The organism is Burkholderia sp. E168m15, assembly GCF_016586105.1.
In the GTDB taxonomy this organism is placed as follows: Bacteria; Pseudomonadota; Gammaproteobacteria; order Burkholderiales; family Burkholderiaceae; genus Burkholderia; species Burkholderia orbicola.
Window position 1 is genome coordinate 48,095 of sequence record NZ_BCPO01000020.1, and the last position, 15,927, is coordinate 64,021.

Consider the following 15,927-nt stretch of genomic DNA (forward strand, 5'->3'; position numbering starts at 1 on the left):
CCGGTGGCAGCGGCGTGCAGCCGACGACGGGCGCGCGTGCTGCCGGCCGCACCGCGCCATTCCATACCGCGCAGGCGAACGTCGTGTCGAACGTCGCCCGCGCGCCGTGCGCGTTCGCTTATGCGCCGGACTTGCCCGTCGCGCCGGCGTCGCCGCCGGACGTCGGGTTGGCCGGGCACGGCACGACCGGCGCGGCGGCCGTCTTGCCGCCGGCAGCGGGCGCGGTCGGCGCGCCGCGACGGGCGGCCATCGCGCGCACGCCGGCCGCGGCCTGCGTGGCAATCACGTCGAGCGCGCGCCGGTGGCCGGCGACGAGCGCATCGTAGCCGTCGGCGACCGGTTCGGCGACGCTCGTGCGGCAGGTCATCACGGCCTGCGTGGCGAGCGAGCGCACGCTCCAGACGGCGTCGACCGCCGCGCGCTTGCCCGGCCACGATTCGAAGCGCTGCACGTTCACGCTGATGCGGTACACGGGCACGCCGGCCGGATACGCGGAATTCGCGACGTCGATCGTGCCGAGCTGCGCGGCCAGATCGTCCGACAGCGCGCGGCGGATCTCGTCGGCGGGCGGCGACGCCCAGCGTTCCTGCTCGAGCACGTCGACCTGCGCGGCGTTCTTCTGCACGACCAGCTGGCTCTTCGCGACCTGCTCGGGCACGCCGACCGACGGCACCTCGATCAGGAACGCCGGGTTGGCCGGCGCGGTGCGCAGCGGCGCCGCGGCGTCGGCCGGGCTGAGCGTGTAGAACCGTGCGGGCGGCGAGCTGCATGCGGCGAGCGCGAGTGCGGCGAGCGCCGCCGCCGCGCCGCTCGCGAAACCGTTCACGCGTGTCGTCATTGTTTATCTCCTGGCTTGCCCTTGAGCAGCGATTCGGGGTGGCGCTCCAGATAGTCGGCGAGCGCGTTCAGCGATTGCAGCGTGCGCGTGAGCTCCTTCAGCGCGCCGCGCACGTCGGACTGCAGCGGCGAATCCTGCTGCAGCGTCGCCTCGGCGGTCGAGAAGGTCTGCTTCGCGGCCGACAGCGTGTCGCGCGCTTCCGGCGCGACCTGCGTGTCGAGCTGCTTGAACAGCTTGTCGGCGTTCGCGAGCGCGCTGTTCAGGTTCGCGCCGATCTGGTCGAACGGCACCTTGTCGAGCTTCTTCGCGATGTCGGCGACCTGCAGCTGCAGCTCGTCGAGCGTGTTCGGCACGGTCGGCAGCTCGAACGGCAGGTGGGCGGTATCGATCTTCACGGGCGGCGCCTTCGGGAAGAAGTCGAGCGCGACGTACAGCTGGCTCGTCAGCAGGTTGCCGGTGCGCAGTTGGCCGCGCAGCCCGTGCTGGACGAGCCGCTCGACGATCTCGCGGCGCGCCGGTTCGCCCTTGCTTTCGATCGTCTCGCGGAAGCGGCGGCCGAGGCGTTCCGGATACACGTTGATCGTCACCGGCATCAGGAAGTTCTTCGTCTTCGGATCGAAGTCGATGCCGATGTTCGTCACTTCGCCGAGCACGATGCCGCGGAAATCGACCGGCGCGCCGACGGCGAGCCCGCGCAGCGACTGGTTGAAGTTCATCACGACCTGCAGCGGCTGGCCGTCCGGGTCGCGCATCGCGTCGCCCTCGTCGGAGCCGAGGCGGAACGTCGTGTTGTTCGGCGCGGTCGTGCCGCTGCCCTGGTTCGGCGGCGTCTGGAACGCGATGCCGCCGAGGATCACGGTCGCGAGCGACTGCGTGTTCAGCTTCAGGCCGCTCGAGTCGAGCCGCAGATCGACGCCGCTCGCCTGCCACCAGCGCGTATTCATGCCGACGTACTGGTCGTACGGCGCATTGACGAACACGTTGAACGTGACGCCCGTGCCGTCCTTGTCGAGCGAGAAGCCGACCACCTGGCCGACCTGGACGCGGCGATAGTAGACCGGCGAGCCGATGTCCACCGAGCCGAGCGAATCGCCGCGCAGCACGTATTGCGTGCCTTTCTGGTCGCCCGTGACGGCGGGCGGCGTTTCGAGGCCGGTGAAATCGGTCAGCGTGTCCTGGCCGTGGCCGGCGTCGACGCCGATGTACGCGCCGGACAGCAGCGTGCCGAGCCCCGATACGCCGGTCGCGCCGACGCGCGGCCGCACGATCCAGAAGCGCGAGCCCTGGACCGCGAAGTCTTCCGCTTCCTTCTTGAGTTGCACCTGGACCAGCACGCGCGACAGGTCCTTCGACAGCTTGATCGTCTTGACCGTGCCGATCTCGACGTCCTTGTACTTGACCTGGGTCTTGCCCGGCTCGAGCCCTTCGGCGCTGTGGAAGCTGATCGTGATTTCCGGGCCGCGCTCGCGCACGGACTTGATCACGAGGCCGATGCCGATCAGCGCGGCGATCAGCGGCACGAGCCAGACGAGCGACGGCAGCCAGCCGCTTTTCGTCGAGATCGCCGGATCGGGCGGCCGGGGCGCGTCGTGCTGCGGGCCTTGTGGACTATTCATGGTGATTCCCTGAGGTTTCGACTGGATCCCAGATCAGGCGGGGATCGAACTGCATCGACGCGAGCATCGTCAGGATCACGACCGAGCCGAACGCGAGTGCGCCGGGGCCGGCCGTGATGACGGCGAGCGAACGGAAATGGACGAGCGCGACGGTCAGCGTCACGACGAAGATGTCGAGCATCGACCAGCGGCCGATGCGCTCGACGATCCGGTAGAGGCGCGTGCGCTGCAGCGGCCGCCAGGCGGCGCGGCGCTGCGCGCTGGTGACGAGGATCGTCAGCACGCCGAGCTTGAGCATCGGCACGAGAATGCTGGCGACGAACACCACCACGGCGAGCGGCCAGTCGCCGGACGTCCAGAAATAGATGACGCCGCTCATGATCGTGTCCTGCTGCGAGCCGACGATCGACGACGTGCGCATGATCGGCAGCAGGTTCGCCGGAATGTAGAGGATCGCGGCCGCGAGCAGCAGCGCCCACGTGCGCATGATGCTGTTCGGGGTGCGCACGTGCAGCGCGCTGCCGCAGCGCGCGCAATGCGCGTGCGGCTGGTCGATCGTCTGCACGAGCCCGCACGCGTGGCAGCTGGCATAGCCCTCGCGGGCGGCGATCGGCGTGGGGCTCGTCATCGGCGGGGCGCGTCCGGCAGCGGCGCGGCGGGGTCGGGCCGCGCCGGCGCGCGGCCGGCGCGCAGGTCGTCGGCGATGTCCCACACGGTGCGCGGGTCGAACATCAGCACGACGGCGGTCATCAGCGTGAGCGCGCCGAACGCGAACAGCGCCGCGTCGGGCACGACGCGCGCGAGGCTGACCATCTTTACGATCGTGACCAGGATGCCGAGCATGAACACCTCGATCATCCCCCACGGCCGCACGAGTTGGATCGTGCGCAGCACGAGGTTGAGGCCGGGCGGCACGACGCCGCGGCGGATTGGTAGCAGGACGTACAGCAGCGCGGCCATCTCGACGAGCGGGAACAGCACGGTCGAGCAGAACACCATCACGCCGACGATCTCCATGTCCTGATGCCACAGCGTGTCGATCGCGCCGATCAGCGTCGTCTGCACGCGCGTGCCGTTCAGGTCCATTTCGAGGATCGGGAACGTCTGCGCGATGATGAACGTGACGAGCGCGGCGACCGCGAGCGCGGTGATGCGCTCGATCTGCGTGGTGCTGTTGCGATAGAGCAGTGCGTCGCAGCGCGGACAGCGCGCGATCTGGCGGCCGCTCAGGCGCGGTTTATGCAACAGTGCGTCGCATTCGTGGCAGGCAATCAGGTCGTATCGTTGCATGGAAAAGGCGGTGTTGCGACGGCTGGGGGAACACGTCGACGGGGCCGGAACCCGCGCCAATCTTACCAAAAGGGCTTTTTCGATGCGTCAAGGATCGTGAGTTTCGTGACCGGTCGGTAACATGGCGGGAAGCCGTCAGCCGGCTGGCGCGCCTGTCCTCAGAGTCCGCGCGCGTCAAAAGGTTGCGGTAGCATGGCGCCCTTGACATGCGTCGGACGAATTTACCGGCGCGGCCGTTCGCTGAACTGAGGAATCCAAGATGGCATCGAAATCGCCGCCGGCCGCGCCGGCACGCTACGCGCACACCGCGATCGCCTTGCACTGGCTGATCGCGCTGCTGATCATCTGCGGCTTCGCGCTCGGCTGGGTGATGACGGACATCCCCGGCTTCACGCCGACCAAGCTGAAGTACTTCTCGTGGCACAAGTGGATCGGCGTGACGGTGTTCGCGCTGGCCGTCGTGCGCGTGCTCTGGCGTGCGACCCACGTGCCGCCGCCGCTGCCGGGCGGCACGCCGGCGTGGCAGCGCGCGGCATCGCACGGCGTGCACATGCTGCTGTACGTGCTGATGATCGTGATCCCGGTGACGGGCTACCTGTACAGCTCGGCGTCGAACATTCCGGTCGTCTATCTGGGTATCGTGCCGCTGCCGCGCCTGATCGACCCCGATCCGGCGCTCAAGGAAACCTTCAAGACGCTGCATGTGTCTTTGAATTACATTCTGCTTGCGCTCGTTGCGATGCACGTGCTCGCGGCGCTCAAGCATCAGCTGTTGGACCGCGACGGCCTGTTGTCGCGCATGCTTCCCTTTGCCAAATGAAGGATCCCATGAAAGTGTCTTTCTCCCGCTCCATGCTGACCGCGTTCGCCGCGGCGGTGCTTGTCGCGTCGGGCGCGGCGCATGCCGACGTCGATCTCGCGAAGAGCAAGGTGTCCGCCGTGTCGAAGCAGATGAACGTGCCGACCGAAGGCGCGTTCAAGAAGTTTTCCGCGCAGGTGAAGTTCGACCCGGCGAAAGCCGCGCAGGGCAGCGCGCAAATGACGATCGACGTCGCGAGCTTCGACCTCGGCGACAAGATGTACAACGACCAGGTCGCCGGCAAGGACTGGTTCGATGCGAAGACCTATCCGCAGGCGACCTTCGTGTCGTCGGCGATCGCGCCGGCCGGCGGCAACAAGTACAACGTGACCGGCAAGCTGACGATCAAGGGCAAGGCCGAGACCGTCACGGTGCCCGTCACGGTCGCGCAAAACGGCGCGACGCAGACGTTCGACGGCGTGCTGCCGATCAAGCGTTCGACCTTCAACGTCGGCACCGGCGAGTGGAAGGACACGTCGATCGTCGCGGACGAAGTGCAGATCAAGTTCCATCTCGTCGCCACGAAGTAAGCGGCAGGTTGCCGCCTCAACTGAATGCCGCGCGAGGGCGCGGCGCCGTTTCCAGGAGAAAAAGTTTGAAAAAGCATCTGATCATCGCTGCCGGCGCTCTGGCCGCTTCCCTGTCGTTCTCGGCCTTCGCCGAAAGCGCAACCTACCAGTTCGATCCGAGCCACACGTACCCGAGCTTCGAGGCCGACCACTTCGGCGGCCTGTCGGTCTGGCGCGGCAAGTTCGACAAGTCGAGCGGCACCGTGACGCTCGATCGCGCGGCGAAGACCGGCACGGTCGACGTGACGACCGACATCGCGTCGATCCACACGGGCAGCGCGAAGCTCGACGAGCACCTGCAGACGGCCGAGTTCTTCGATGCGGCGAAGTTCCCGCAGGCGAACTACAAGGGCACGATCAAGTTCGACGGCGACAAGCCGGTGTCGGTGGTCGGCAACCTGACGCTGCACGGCGTCACGAAGCCGCTCACGCTGAAGATCGATTCGTTCAAGTGCATGCCGCACCCGATGCTCAAGCGTGAAGTGTGCGGCGTCGATGCGGTCGGCGAATTCAGCCGCGACGATTTCGGCCTCGACTACGGCAAGCAGTACGGCTTCAAGATGAAGACGAAGCTGCTGATCACGGCCGAAGCGGTCAAGCAGCAGTAAGACTCCCCGGCGGGGCCGGCCGTCGCGCCGGCCCCGCGGGCAAACCGCCGCGCTCCCGTTACCGGGGCGCGGCGGTTTTTTTTGCGCGCCTATAATCGCCCGAGCGCCGCATGTGGCCATGCGGCGCCGGGCAGGCCGACGGCGCGACGGCGCGACGGCGGCCGCCTCGAACAGAACGTACAACGACAAGGAGATCGCCGATGCATGCCGTCACGCAGTCCAGCTCCATTGCCTCGTCGCCGCGCGTGTGGCGCGCGGTGGTCGCCGCGTCGATCGGCAACGCGCTCGAGTGGTTCGATCTCGTCGTCTACGGCTTTTTCGCGGTGACGATCTCGAAGCTGTTCTTCCCGGCCGGCAACGACACCGTGTCGCTGCTGCTCACGCTCGGCACGTTCGGCGTGTCGTTCTTCATGCGCCCGCTCGGCGCGATCGTGCTCGGCGCGTATGCCGACCGCGCGGGTCGCAAGGCCGCGCTCACGCTGTCGATCCTGCTGATGATGGCCGGCACGCTGATCATCGCGGTGCTGCCGACCTACGGGACGATCGGCGTCGCCGCGCCGGTGATCCTCGTCGCCGCGCGGCTGATGCAGGGCTTCTCGGCCGGCGGCGAGTTCGGCAGCGCGACCGCGTTCCTCGCCGAGCACGTGCCGGGCCGGCGCGGCTTCTTCGCGAGCTGGCAGGTCGCGAGCCAAGGGCTCACGACGCTGCTCGCCGCGGGTTTCGGCACCGTGCTGAACGCGCAGCTCACGGCCGACCAGATGGCGTCGTGGGGCTGGCGCGTGCCGTTCTTCTTCGGGTTGCTGCTCGGGCCCGTCGCGTACTACATCCGCACCAAGGTCGACGAGACGCCCGAATTCCTCGCGGCCGAAGGCACCGCGAACCCGCTGCGCGATACGTTCGCGTCGCACAAGGCGCGCCTCGTCGCGGCCATGGGCGTGGTCGTGCTCGGCACCGTCGCCACCTATCTCGTGCTGTTCATGCCGACCTACGGCGTGAAGCAGCTGGGCCTCGCGCCGTCGGCCGCGTTTGCCGCGATTCTCGTGGTCGGCGTGATCCAGATGGCGTTCGCGCCGCTCGTCGGGCACTGGTCGGATCGCTACGGCCGCGTGCGCGTGATGATCGCGCCGGCCGTCGGCATCCTCGTGCTGATTTATCCGGCGTTCGCGTATCTCGTCGCGCATCCGGGCTTCGGCACGCTGATCGCGCTGCAGGTGCTGCTCGCGTTCCTGATGACCGGCTACTTCGCGGCGCTGCCGGGCCTGTTGTCCGAGGTGTTTCCGGTGCAGACGCGCACGACCGGGATGTCGCTCGCCTATAACGTCGCGGTGACGATCTTCGGCGGCTTCGGGCCGTTCATCATCGCGTGGCTGATCCGCGAGACCGGGATGAAGACCGCGCCGAGCTTCTATCTGATGTTCGCGGCCGTGCTGAGCCTCGCGGCGCTGGTCGTGCTGCGCAAGCGGTTCGGGTTTCGGTGACTCGTGTAGCTAGTGATGGCTGCGATTCAGCCGTCGCTAGCGAGAAGCGTCTTCGCAGTCGCGCGTAGCGCTTCGAGATTGGCCGCCGTGACGCGCTTTCCGGTTCGGTTCTCCGCGGATGTGGCGTCGATGAAGCGGCGGGCCGTGGCGTATTGCGGTTCCGACAGGAGCAGGTGCTTGGCCGCGAGCGAGTTACGCGCTTCATCTTGGGCGCGATTCGCTTCAGCTCCGAGCACACGATAGTTGTTCCGGAAAATTGCTGACACCGGGTTTTGCGGCATTTTCGCCGCCAAATCGTCGAGCGACGAGAAGTCGTCATATCGCGCCTGCTTCAAGGCGAATAGCTCGGCTTGCCCCCATACTTCGACAAACGCCGTGCGTTGCTCTGCGAGACGGGCCGTCTCGCGTGCTGCGCTGACCATGTTGCGGTCGACCATCCAGGTGCCGAAGCTGCCGATAAGCGCGCCCATGATGGTCGTCACGAGTGAATACTTGAACCCCCGGAGGGCTCCGCCTGGCTGAGTACGCATTATCGGGCTGGGTCCGGATGAAGTGATTGGAGCATTCAATTTATCATCGTGGCGCCCGGTCCGGCGCGGCGGCGCGTCAGTTGCCGCCGCGCTCGCAGACCGGTTGCGCCGGCATCAGTTGCGCGGGCGCGGCGATGGTCTGCACCGGGCGGCCGGCGAGGGCATTGAGCGCCTGACGGAGCTGCCAGTCGGCCGCCGTGCCGAATGCGCGCTGCGGCAGCGCCGCGCTCCTCGCCGTATCGACCTTCGCGCGCACGCGCGCTTCGCGCAGCTTCTGCCGGGCCTTGCGCACCTGCGCGAACGGGTCGGGCGCCTGCCGGTCCGCATAGGGCGCGCGGGCGAGATCGACTTCCCGGTACCACAGCAGCACGCCGTCGACGTCCGCATCGCGGCGCGGCGGCACGAGCCGGTCCGGCACGACGCCGTAACCATCCATCGGGCACCCGTTCGGCCGCAGGTTGCGCGCGAACGTGAAATTCAGGCGCGTGCCGTCGATCAGGTCGACGCCCGTTTGCGCGAGCCCTTTCCCGTAGGTCGGCATGCCGAGCAGTGTCGCGCGGCCGAGATCCTTCAGCGCCGCCGCGGTCGCTTCGGCGGCCGACGCGCTCTGGCCGTCGACCAGCACCACGAGCGGTACGGTGCGCCACCAGTCGTCGGCCTGTAGCGGCGCGAGCGGGTCCTGGCCGTGCATGACGGGCAGTTCGTAGTCGGGCCAGTTGGTCGTGTAGCGGCGGCGGTGCGTGCCGTCGCGCTCGACCGTCACCATCGCGGTGCGGTCGCGTCCCGCGAACAGCGCGGTGATGCCGATCGCCGCATTGAGCGCACCGCCACCGTTGATGCGCAGGTCGAGGATCATCTGCTTCACCGGCGGGCCCGCGCGGCGCGCGGCCTGCACCGCGTCGATATAGTCGCCGACCGCCGGCTCCGGAAAACTCGACAGCCGCGTGTACAGGATGTCGCCGTCGAGCCGCTTCGCGGTCGCCGGATGCGGCTTGACGATCGCGCGCACGGGCGCGAAGGTCAGCACCGCATGCTGCGGGCCGCGCTGCACCGTGAGCTTCAGCGGCACGCCCGCGTCGCCCTTCGCGAGCTTCATCAACTCGCCGCCGTCGATGCCGACGACGCTCCTGTCGTTCATCGCGACGACGAGGTCGTCGGGCCGCACACCGGTCTTTTCGGCCGGCGCATCGGGAATCACGTCGATGATGTGCAGCCCGTCGGGCCGCGTCTCGAACACGATGCCGATGCCCGGCGTGCCGTCGCGCGCGCGCCGCTCGTCGTCGCGCCGTTCCTGCTCTTCCTTCGCGTTGAAGAAGCGCGCGTACGGCAGCGTCTTGATGCCTTCGTGGGTCGCGGCGTCGAGCAGCGCGCCGATGTCGACGTCGGTCAGGTGTTGCCGCTTCAGCACTTCGACGGCCGCTTTGAGTTCGCAGAGCTGCGGTTCCCAGTCGGGCGGGCAGGGCGACGGCGGTTGGGCGGCGGGCACCGAAGCGGGGGCAGGTGCAACGGCAGGCGGCGCGGATGCCGGTTGCGCACCGACGAGCGACGCATACGGAAATGCGGCCGCGGCGGCAGCGCAGGCGGCGAGGCGACGAACGACACGCATGGGAAGCATCATCGGGACCGCACGTTCGGACGGATGGCGAGGGGTTTGCCCGGCCGGCGCGCGGCCGGCATGCGGCGGGGCAGGGCGGTGACGATTGTAGCCGACACCCGCGACGGCGCCGGCCGAGCCGTTGGCGCGCCGCACGACGGCGGCCCGCGCATAAAAAAAGCCGACCCAGACGGGCCGGCTTTGCTTCGATGCCGAAACGGCGTGGCGCTTAAACCTGCGCGCCCGCGTTCGGATCGTCCGGATCGTGCGCGGTCTTCTTTTCCTTGACCAGGTCTTCGCGCTTGATGCCGAGCCACATCGCGAGCGAGCCCGCGACGAACACCGACGAGTAGATGCCGAACATGATGCCGACCGTCAGCGCGAGCGCGAAGTAGTGCAGCGTCGGACCGCCGAAGAAGAACATCGACAGCACCATCATTTCCGTCGACGTGTGCGTGATGATCGTGCGCGACATCGTGGTCGTGATCGCGTGGTTGATCACTTCCTGCACGCTCATCTTGCGTTCGCGGCGGAACGTCTCGCGGATTCGGTCGAAGATGACGACCGACTCGTTGACCGAGTAGCCGAGCACCGCGAGGATCGCCGCGAGCACCGCCAGCGAGAACTCCCACTGGAAGAACGCGAAGAAGCCGAGAATGATCACGACGTCGTGCAGGTTGGCGATGATGCCCGCCACCGCGTACTTCCATTCGAAGCGGAACGACAGGTAGATCACGATGCCGATCACGACGCACGCGAGCGCGAGCAGACCGTCGGTCGCGAGCTCGCGACCGACCTGCGGGCCGACGAACTCGACGCGCTGCAGCGTGACGTCCGGGCTCTGCGCCTTCAGCGCGCCCATCACCTGGTCGCTCTGCTGCGCGGACGTGAGGCCTTCCTTCAGCTGCAGGCGGATCAGCACGTTGCGCGACGTGCCGAAGTTCTGCACCTGCGCGTCGGCATAGCCGAGCTTGCCGAGCGTCGCGCGCACGGGTTCGAGTTCCGCGGCCTGCTGGTACTGCACCTCGATCACCGTCCCGCCGGTGAATTCGACGGACAGGTGCAGCCCGCGGTGGAACAGGAAGAACACGGCGGCGAGGAACGTGACCAGCGAGATCACGTTGAACACCAGCGCGTGCCGCATGAACGGAATGTCTTTACGGATGCGGAAAAATTCCATGGCTTCGTCTCCGGGGCCTTATTGGGTCGAGCCCGGTTTCTTCGGCGACACGCCTTGCTGCGCGCGGTTGCGCAACTGCGGCTTGCCGGCGCGGGGCGCGTTGCCCTTCGCCGGGGCGGCGAGCTTCGCGGCGCGCGCGGTGTCGGTCGATTCGTCCTCGTCGGTGAACGACGCGGCGGCAGCGGCGCCTTCCGGCTTCCACACCTGGCCGATCGCGAGCGACTTCAGCTTCTTGCGGCCGCCGTACCAGAGGTTGACGAGCCCGCGCGAGAAGAACACCGCGGAGAACATCGACGTCAGGATGCCGAGGCAGTGCACGATCGCGAACGCGCGAACCGGGCCCGAACCGAACGCAAGCAGCGCGAGGCCGGCGATCAGCGTCGTGACGTTCGAGTCGAGAATCGTCGCCCACGCATGCGCGTAGCCGGCCTGGATCGCGAGCTGCGGCGGCTGGCCGGCGCGCAGTTCTTCACGCACGCGCTCGTTGATCAGCACGTTCGAGTCGATTGCCATACCGAGCGCGAGCGCGATGGCCGCGATACCGGGCAGCGTCAGCGTCGCCTGCATCAGCGATAGCACGGCGACGAGCAGCAGCAGGTTCACCGACAGGCCGATCACCGACACCACGCCGAACAGCATGTAGTACGCGATCATGAACACGGCGATCGCGCAGAAGCCCCAGATCACCGAGTGCACGCCCATCTTGATGTTGTCGGCGCCGAGGCTCGGGCCGATCGTGCGTTCCTCGATGATGTCCATCGGTGCGGCGAGCGAACCGGCGCGCAGCAGCAGCGCGAGGTCGGCCGCGGCCTGCGGCGTCGGCTGGCCCGTGATCTGGAAGCGGTCGCCGAGTTCCGACTGGATCGTCGCGACCGTCAGCACTTCGCCCTTGCCCTTCTCGAACAGCACCATCGCCATCGGCTTGCCGATGTTGTCGCGCGATACGGTGCGCACCGCGCGGCCGCCCGCCGAATCGAGGCGGATGTTGACCGACGGACGCTGGTGTTCGTCGAAGCCGGCCGATGCATCGATGATGCGGTCGCCGGTGAAGATCACGTCCTTCTTCAGCAGCACCGGCGCCTGGTTGCCTTGCGTGAACAGCTCCTCGCCCGGCGGCACGGGGTCGTTCGGGTTCGGGTGCGTGTTGATCGGGTCGGCCAGGCGCGCCTCGAGCGTCGCGGTGCGGCCGATGATGTCCTTCGCCTTCGCAGTGTCCTGCACGCCCGGCAGTTCGACGACGATGCGGTCGCTGCCTTGCTGCTGCAGGATCGGCTCGGACACGCCGAGCTCGTTCACACGGTTGTGGAGCGTCGTCAGGTTCTGCTTGAGCGCGGCGTCCTCGACCGACTTCTGCACGGCCGGCGTGAAGGTGCCGACGACTTGCGTGCCGCCGCCGCCGGGCTGGGTCGCCCATTGCAGCTCGGTGATCGACGCGGCGAGCACCTTGCGGGCGTCTTCCGCCGTCTGCGCATCGCTGAAGTTGACGACCACGGACTGCTCGACGCGGCTCACGCCGCCGTCGCGGATGTTCTTGTCGCGCAGCAGCGAGCGCGCGTCGGACGCGTCGGAGTCGAGCTTCTTCGTGAGCGCGCCCGTCATGTCGACCTGGAGCAGGAAGTGCACGCCGCCGCGCAGGTCGAGGCCGAGATACATCGGCAGCGCGTGCAGGGCGGTCAGCCAGCGCGGCGACGCGCTCTGCAGGTTCAGTGCGACGACGTACTGCGGATCGTTCGGGTCGGCATTCAGCGACTTCTGCAGCAGGTCCTTGACGCGCAGCTGCGTATCGGTGTCCTTCAGGCGCACGCGGATGTTCGCGCTGGTCGCCGTGTTCTCGAAGGTGACGTCGTCCGGCTTGATCTGCGCGGACGCGAGTGCCGATTCGACCTGGGTCAGCGTGGTCGAGTCGAGCTTGACCGTGGCCTTGCCGCTCGACACCTGCACCGCCGGCGCTTCGCCGAAGAAGTTGGGCAATGTGTACAGAAGGCCGATGGCGAGCGCCACGACCATCACGACATATTTCCAGAGTGGATAACGATTCATGAGGGGGCCGAACGGGTGGTTGGCGTGAAAGCGTCGCGTCCGGCGCCGCGGCGGCCCGCTCTCTCAGGCGGGCACGGCGCGGGGAGCCGGACGCTCGGTGAAAGCCTTACAGCGACTTGATCGTGCCCTTCGGCAGAATGGTCGTGACGGCAGCCTTCTGCACGGTGATTTCGGTGCCTTCGGCGATTTCGACGCCGATGTAGCCTTCGGTGACCTTCGTCACCTTGCCGACGAGGCCGCCGCTCGTGACGACTTCGTCGCCCTTCGCCATGGCCGCGAGCATGTTGCGGTGTTCCTTCTGACGCTTCATCTGCGGACGGATCATGATGAAGTACAGCACCGCGAACATCAGGATGAGCGGCAGGAAGCTCATCAGGCTCGATTCGGCGCCACCGGCGCCTTGCGCGAAGGCATTGGAAATGAACGGCACGTTGGTCTCTCCGTAGGGGAAGATCGAAAAATAAGCCGGTTATTCTACCACCGGCCCCATGCGCGAACGGATCGGCAAATGCGCTTTCGGATCAAGCTGTTAAAGCACGAACCGATACCGTTGCGACTTGTTTGGAAAGGTAATTGTAATGTTTGGCGGTCGCGACTGGCGATTTGAGTGTGCCAATTAGTACGCGTCCTATGTGACTGGCCGCGGTGCGGGCCGCCGGCCGGCCCGTCAGTCGACCCCTCTGGCGCGATCCTCCGCGAAGCGCTGCCGGAATGCGTCGAACGTATGCGTTTCGATCGCGTCGCGGATCTCGCTCATCAGCTGCAGGTAGTAGTGCAGGTTGTGGATCGTGTTCAGCTGCGCGCCGAGGATTTCGCCGACCCGGTGCAGGTGATGCAGATAGCCGCGCGAGAAGTTCTGGCACGTGTAGCAGGTGCAGGTCGAATCGAGCGGCTTCAACGAGTTCTTGTGCGTCGCGTTGCGGATCTTCACGTCGCCGAAGCGCGTGAAGAGCCACCCGTTGCGCGCGTTGCGGGTCGGCATCACGCAGTCGAACATGTCGATGCCGTTCGCCACGCCCTCGACCAGATCCTCCGGCGTGCCCACGCCCATCAAGTAGTGCGGCTTGTTGGCCGGCAGCTTCGGGCCCACGTGCTGCAGCACGCGCATCATGTCTTCCTTCGGCTCGCCCACCGACAGCCCGCCGATCGCGAGGCCGTGGAAGCCGAGTTCCGCGAGGCCCGCGAGCGATTCGTCGCGCAGGTCCTCGAACATCCCGCCCTGGACGATCCCGAACAGCGCATTCGGGTTGCCGAGCCGGTGGAATTCGTCGAGCGAGCGCTTCGCCCAGCGCAGCGACATGCGCATCGAGTCGGCCGCTTCCTGGTGCGTCGTCGGCACGCCGTTGGTCGCGTACGGCGTGCACTCGTCGAACTGCATCACGACGTCGGAGTTCAGCACCTTCTGGATCTGCATCGACACTTCCGGCGACAGGAACAGCTTGTCGCCGTTGATCGGCGACGCGAACGTGACGCCGTCCTCGGTGATCTTGCGCAGGTCGCCGAGCGAGAACACCTGGAAGCCGCCCGAATCGGTCAGGATCGGCTTGTTCCAGCCCATGAAGCCGTGCAGGCCGCCGTGCGCGTCGATCGTGTCGAGGCCCGGGCGCAGCCACAGGTGGAACGTGTTGCCGAGGATGATCTGGGCCTTGATCTCGTGCAGCTCGCGCGGCTGGATCGCCTTCACGGTGCCGTACGTGCCGACCGGCATGAAGATCGGCGTCTCGACCGTACCGTGATTGAGCTTCACGCGGCCGCGGCGCGCGTGGCCGTCGGTCGTCAGCAATTCGAATTCGAGCCCGTTGGCCGGGCGGTCCTGCACGGGGGCGTGCGTATCAGCGTGCGTATCGTGGGATGAACCATCGGTCATCGTGTCGTGCTCCTTGCTACCGGAAAAAGCTCTGCATGGGACCGGAGTATGCGCTGAAGCGCTGACTCCGGATCGCAAGTCCGGCGCATGTTGGAAACGCCGCCCGGGAAATCGGCGGCGGGAAAAAGCGGGTGTGCGCCAGCGTAGCGCGCACAACGTAAAAAAACGGCATGGCGGCAGTGCGACGCGCCGGCCATCGTGTGCATCGAGCCGATCCCGTCGGCTGCGCTTACGCGCCCGGCGCCTCCGGCGTGTCGCGCCGCGTGAGCAGCATCGCGTCGCCGTAGCTGAAGAAGCGGTAGCGTTCTTCGATCGCGTGCCGGTACGCGGCCCGGATCGTCTCGACGCCCGCGAACGCGGACACCAGCATCAGCAGCGTCGACTTCGGCAGGTGGAAGTTCGTCACGAGCCGGTCGACCACGCGGAAACGGTAGCCGGGCGTGATGAAGATGTCGGTCTCGGCCTGCGTCGCCGCGAGCGGGCGGCCGGCCTCGTCGGCGCTGCGCGCCGCGGCTTCGAGCGCGCGCATCGACGTCGTGCCGACCGCGATCACGTTGCCGCCGCGCGCGCGGGTCGCGGCGATCTTGTCGACCAGCGACTGCGGCAGGTCGTACCACTCGCTGTGCATCTTGTGCTCGGCGATGTTCTCGACGCGCACCGGCTGGAACGTGCCGGCGCCGACGTGCAGCGTCAGCGTCGCGCGCTCGACGCCCATCGCGTCGAGCTGCTCCAGCAGCGGCTGGTCGAAATGAAGCCCGGCCGTGGGCGCGGCGACCGCGCCCGGGTTGCTCGCATAGACGGTCTGGTAGCGGGTCTCGTCGGTCGCATCGGCGTCGTGCTCGATATACGGCGGCAGCGGCAGCCGGCCGTGCTGCTCGATCAGGTCGAGGCACGGCGCGGGGAAGTGCAGCGTGAAGAACGGCTCGACGCGCTCGCCGACCGTCACGTCGAACGCATCGGCCAGGCGCAGCGTCGTGCCGGCGCCCGGCGACTTGCTCGCGCGGATCTGCGCGAGCGCCGTGTGCGTGCCGGTCACGCGCTCGATCAGCACCTCGATCTTGCCGCCGCTGGCCTTCTGGCCGAAGAAACGCGCCTTCAGCACCTTGGTATCGTTGAACACGAGCAGGTCGCCCGGCGCGATGCACGACGGCAGCTCGGCGAAATGGCGGTCGACGAGGCGTGCGGGCGCGACGCTGCCGTCGACCTCGAGCAGGCGGCTCGCGGTGCGATCGGGCAGCGCGGTTTGGGCAATCAGCTCGGGCGGCAGATTGAAATCGAAATCGGAAAGCGTGAACATGCGGGCTGGTTCGAAGCGGCCGGCGGGCGTCGCCGGCAGGGCGGAAACGCGTAATCGGCGCGCGCGAGCCGCTATGATGACGGGATGCGCGGCCTGGCCGGCGTCGTTCGTTCGGACGACGTGAAAGCCGCTATTGTACTTGCCTTGCGAAGCACCCAGAC

15 protein-coding genes are annotated in these 15,927 nt (G+C 67.4%); 4 read left to right on the forward strand and 11 right to left on the reverse strand.

Going from position 1 to position 15,927, the window contains the following annotated elements; translation table 11 throughout:
* Nucleotides 1-118: 118 nt before the first annotated feature.
* The 4 genes from JMF86_RS03160 to JMF86_RS03175 are packed head-to-tail and all read right to left on the reverse strand — an operon-like array spanning nucleotide 119 to nucleotide 3,744.
* Nucleotides 119-838, reverse strand: coding sequence for a membrane integrity-associated transporter subunit PqiC (locus JMF86_RS03160; protein ID WP_077179126.1), 720 nt, complete (start codon nucleotides 836-838; stop codon nucleotides 119-121).
* The gene (locus JMF86_RS03165) at nucleotides 835-2,454 is read right to left on the reverse strand and encodes an intermembrane transport protein PqiB (RefSeq protein WP_006476877.1); all 1,620 of its coding nucleotides are present in this window, start codon (nucleotides 2,452-2,454) and stop codon (nucleotides 835-837) included. Before JMF86_RS03165 ends, JMF86_RS03160 begins: the two co-directional genes overlap by 4 nt.
* The gene (locus JMF86_RS03170; RefSeq protein WP_125380836.1) at nucleotides 2,447-3,082 is read right to left on the reverse strand and encodes a paraquat-inducible protein A; all 636 of its coding nucleotides are present in this window, start codon (nucleotides 3,080-3,082) and stop codon (nucleotides 2,447-2,449) included. Before JMF86_RS03170 ends, JMF86_RS03165 begins: the two co-directional genes overlap by 8 nt.
* Nucleotides 3,079-3,744: a paraquat-inducible protein A gene (locus tag JMF86_RS03175; RefSeq protein WP_011544616.1), complete on the reverse strand. Its 666-nt coding sequence runs from the start codon at nucleotides 3,742-3,744 to the stop codon at nucleotides 3,079-3,081. The genes JMF86_RS03170 and JMF86_RS03175 overlap by 4 nt, the downstream gene beginning before the upstream one ends.
* A gap of 259 nt (nucleotides 3,745-4,003) precedes the next feature.
* Between JMF86_RS03175 and JMF86_RS03180 the strand changes: the two genes are divergently transcribed.
* The 4 genes from JMF86_RS03180 to JMF86_RS03195 all read left to right on the forward strand — a co-directional run bounded on the left by JMF86_RS03180 (nucleotide 4,004) and on the right by JMF86_RS03195 (nucleotide 7,258).
* A complete protein-coding gene (locus JMF86_RS03180; protein WP_069232201.1) occupies nucleotides 4,004-4,564 on the forward strand; it encodes a cytochrome b in 561 nt (186 codons plus the stop codon).
* Between the two features lie 8 nt (nucleotides 4,565-4,572).
* Complete coding sequence (locus tag JMF86_RS03185) at nucleotides 4,573-5,133, forward strand: YceI family protein (RefSeq protein ID WP_054927432.1); 561 nt, start codon at nucleotides 4,573-4,575, stop codon at nucleotides 5,131-5,133.
* Between the two features lie 65 nt (nucleotides 5,134-5,198).
* Nucleotides 5,199-5,780, forward strand: a complete 582-nt coding sequence (locus JMF86_RS03190; protein ID WP_006476873.1) for a YceI family protein — start codon at nucleotides 5,199-5,201, stop codon at nucleotides 5,778-5,780.
* A gap of 200 nt (nucleotides 5,781-5,980) precedes the next feature.
* A complete protein-coding gene (locus tag JMF86_RS03195) occupies nucleotides 5,981-7,258 on the forward strand; it encodes an MFS transporter (RefSeq protein ID WP_077179128.1) in 1,278 nt (425 codons plus the stop codon).
* A gap of 26 nt (nucleotides 7,259-7,284) precedes the next feature.
* Here JMF86_RS03195 and JMF86_RS03200 read toward each other — a convergent pair whose 3' ends face one another.
* The 7 genes from JMF86_RS03200 to queA form a co-directional block, all read right to left on the reverse strand.
* Entirely contained in the window at nucleotides 7,285-7,740 is a 456-nt protein-coding gene (locus tag JMF86_RS03200) for a hypothetical protein (protein ID WP_125380835.1), read from the reverse strand.
* A 124-nt stretch (nucleotides 7,741-7,864) separates the two neighbouring features.
* Nucleotides 7,865-9,394, reverse strand: coding sequence for a S41 family peptidase (locus tag JMF86_RS03205; protein WP_227745857.1), 1,530 nt, complete (start codon nucleotides 9,392-9,394; stop codon nucleotides 7,865-7,867).
* Between the two features lie 217 nt (nucleotides 9,395-9,611).
* Nucleotides 9,612-10,562 carry a protein translocase subunit SecF gene (gene secF, locus JMF86_RS03210; protein ID WP_006476870.1) on the reverse strand — a complete coding sequence of 317 codons (951 nt, stop codon included), beginning with the start codon at nucleotides 10,560-10,562 and terminating at the stop codon, nucleotides 9,612-9,614.
* Between the two features lie 18 nt (nucleotides 10,563-10,580).
* A complete protein-coding gene (gene secD, locus JMF86_RS03215; protein ID WP_006476869.1) occupies nucleotides 10,581-12,602 on the reverse strand; it encodes a protein translocase subunit SecD in 2,022 nt (673 codons plus the stop codon).
* Nucleotides 12,603-12,708: 106 nt separating this feature from the next.
* The gene (gene yajC / locus JMF86_RS03220; protein WP_006476868.1) at nucleotides 12,709-13,032 is read right to left on the reverse strand and encodes a preprotein translocase subunit YajC; all 324 of its coding nucleotides are present in this window, start codon (nucleotides 13,030-13,032) and stop codon (nucleotides 12,709-12,711) included.
* Nucleotides 13,033-13,269: 237 nt separating this feature from the next.
* A complete protein-coding gene (tgt, locus tag JMF86_RS03225; protein ID WP_077179130.1) occupies nucleotides 13,270-14,469 on the reverse strand; it encodes a tRNA guanosine(34) transglycosylase Tgt in 1,200 nt (399 codons plus the stop codon).
* Between the two features lie 229 nt (nucleotides 14,470-14,698).
* On the reverse strand, nucleotides 14,699-15,766 hold the full coding sequence (gene queA / locus JMF86_RS03230) for a tRNA preQ1(34) S-adenosylmethionine ribosyltransferase-isomerase QueA (RefSeq protein WP_201316705.1): 1,068 nt from the start codon (nucleotides 15,764-15,766) through the stop codon (nucleotides 14,699-14,701).
* Between the last annotated feature and the right edge of the window lie 161 nt (nucleotides 15,767-15,927).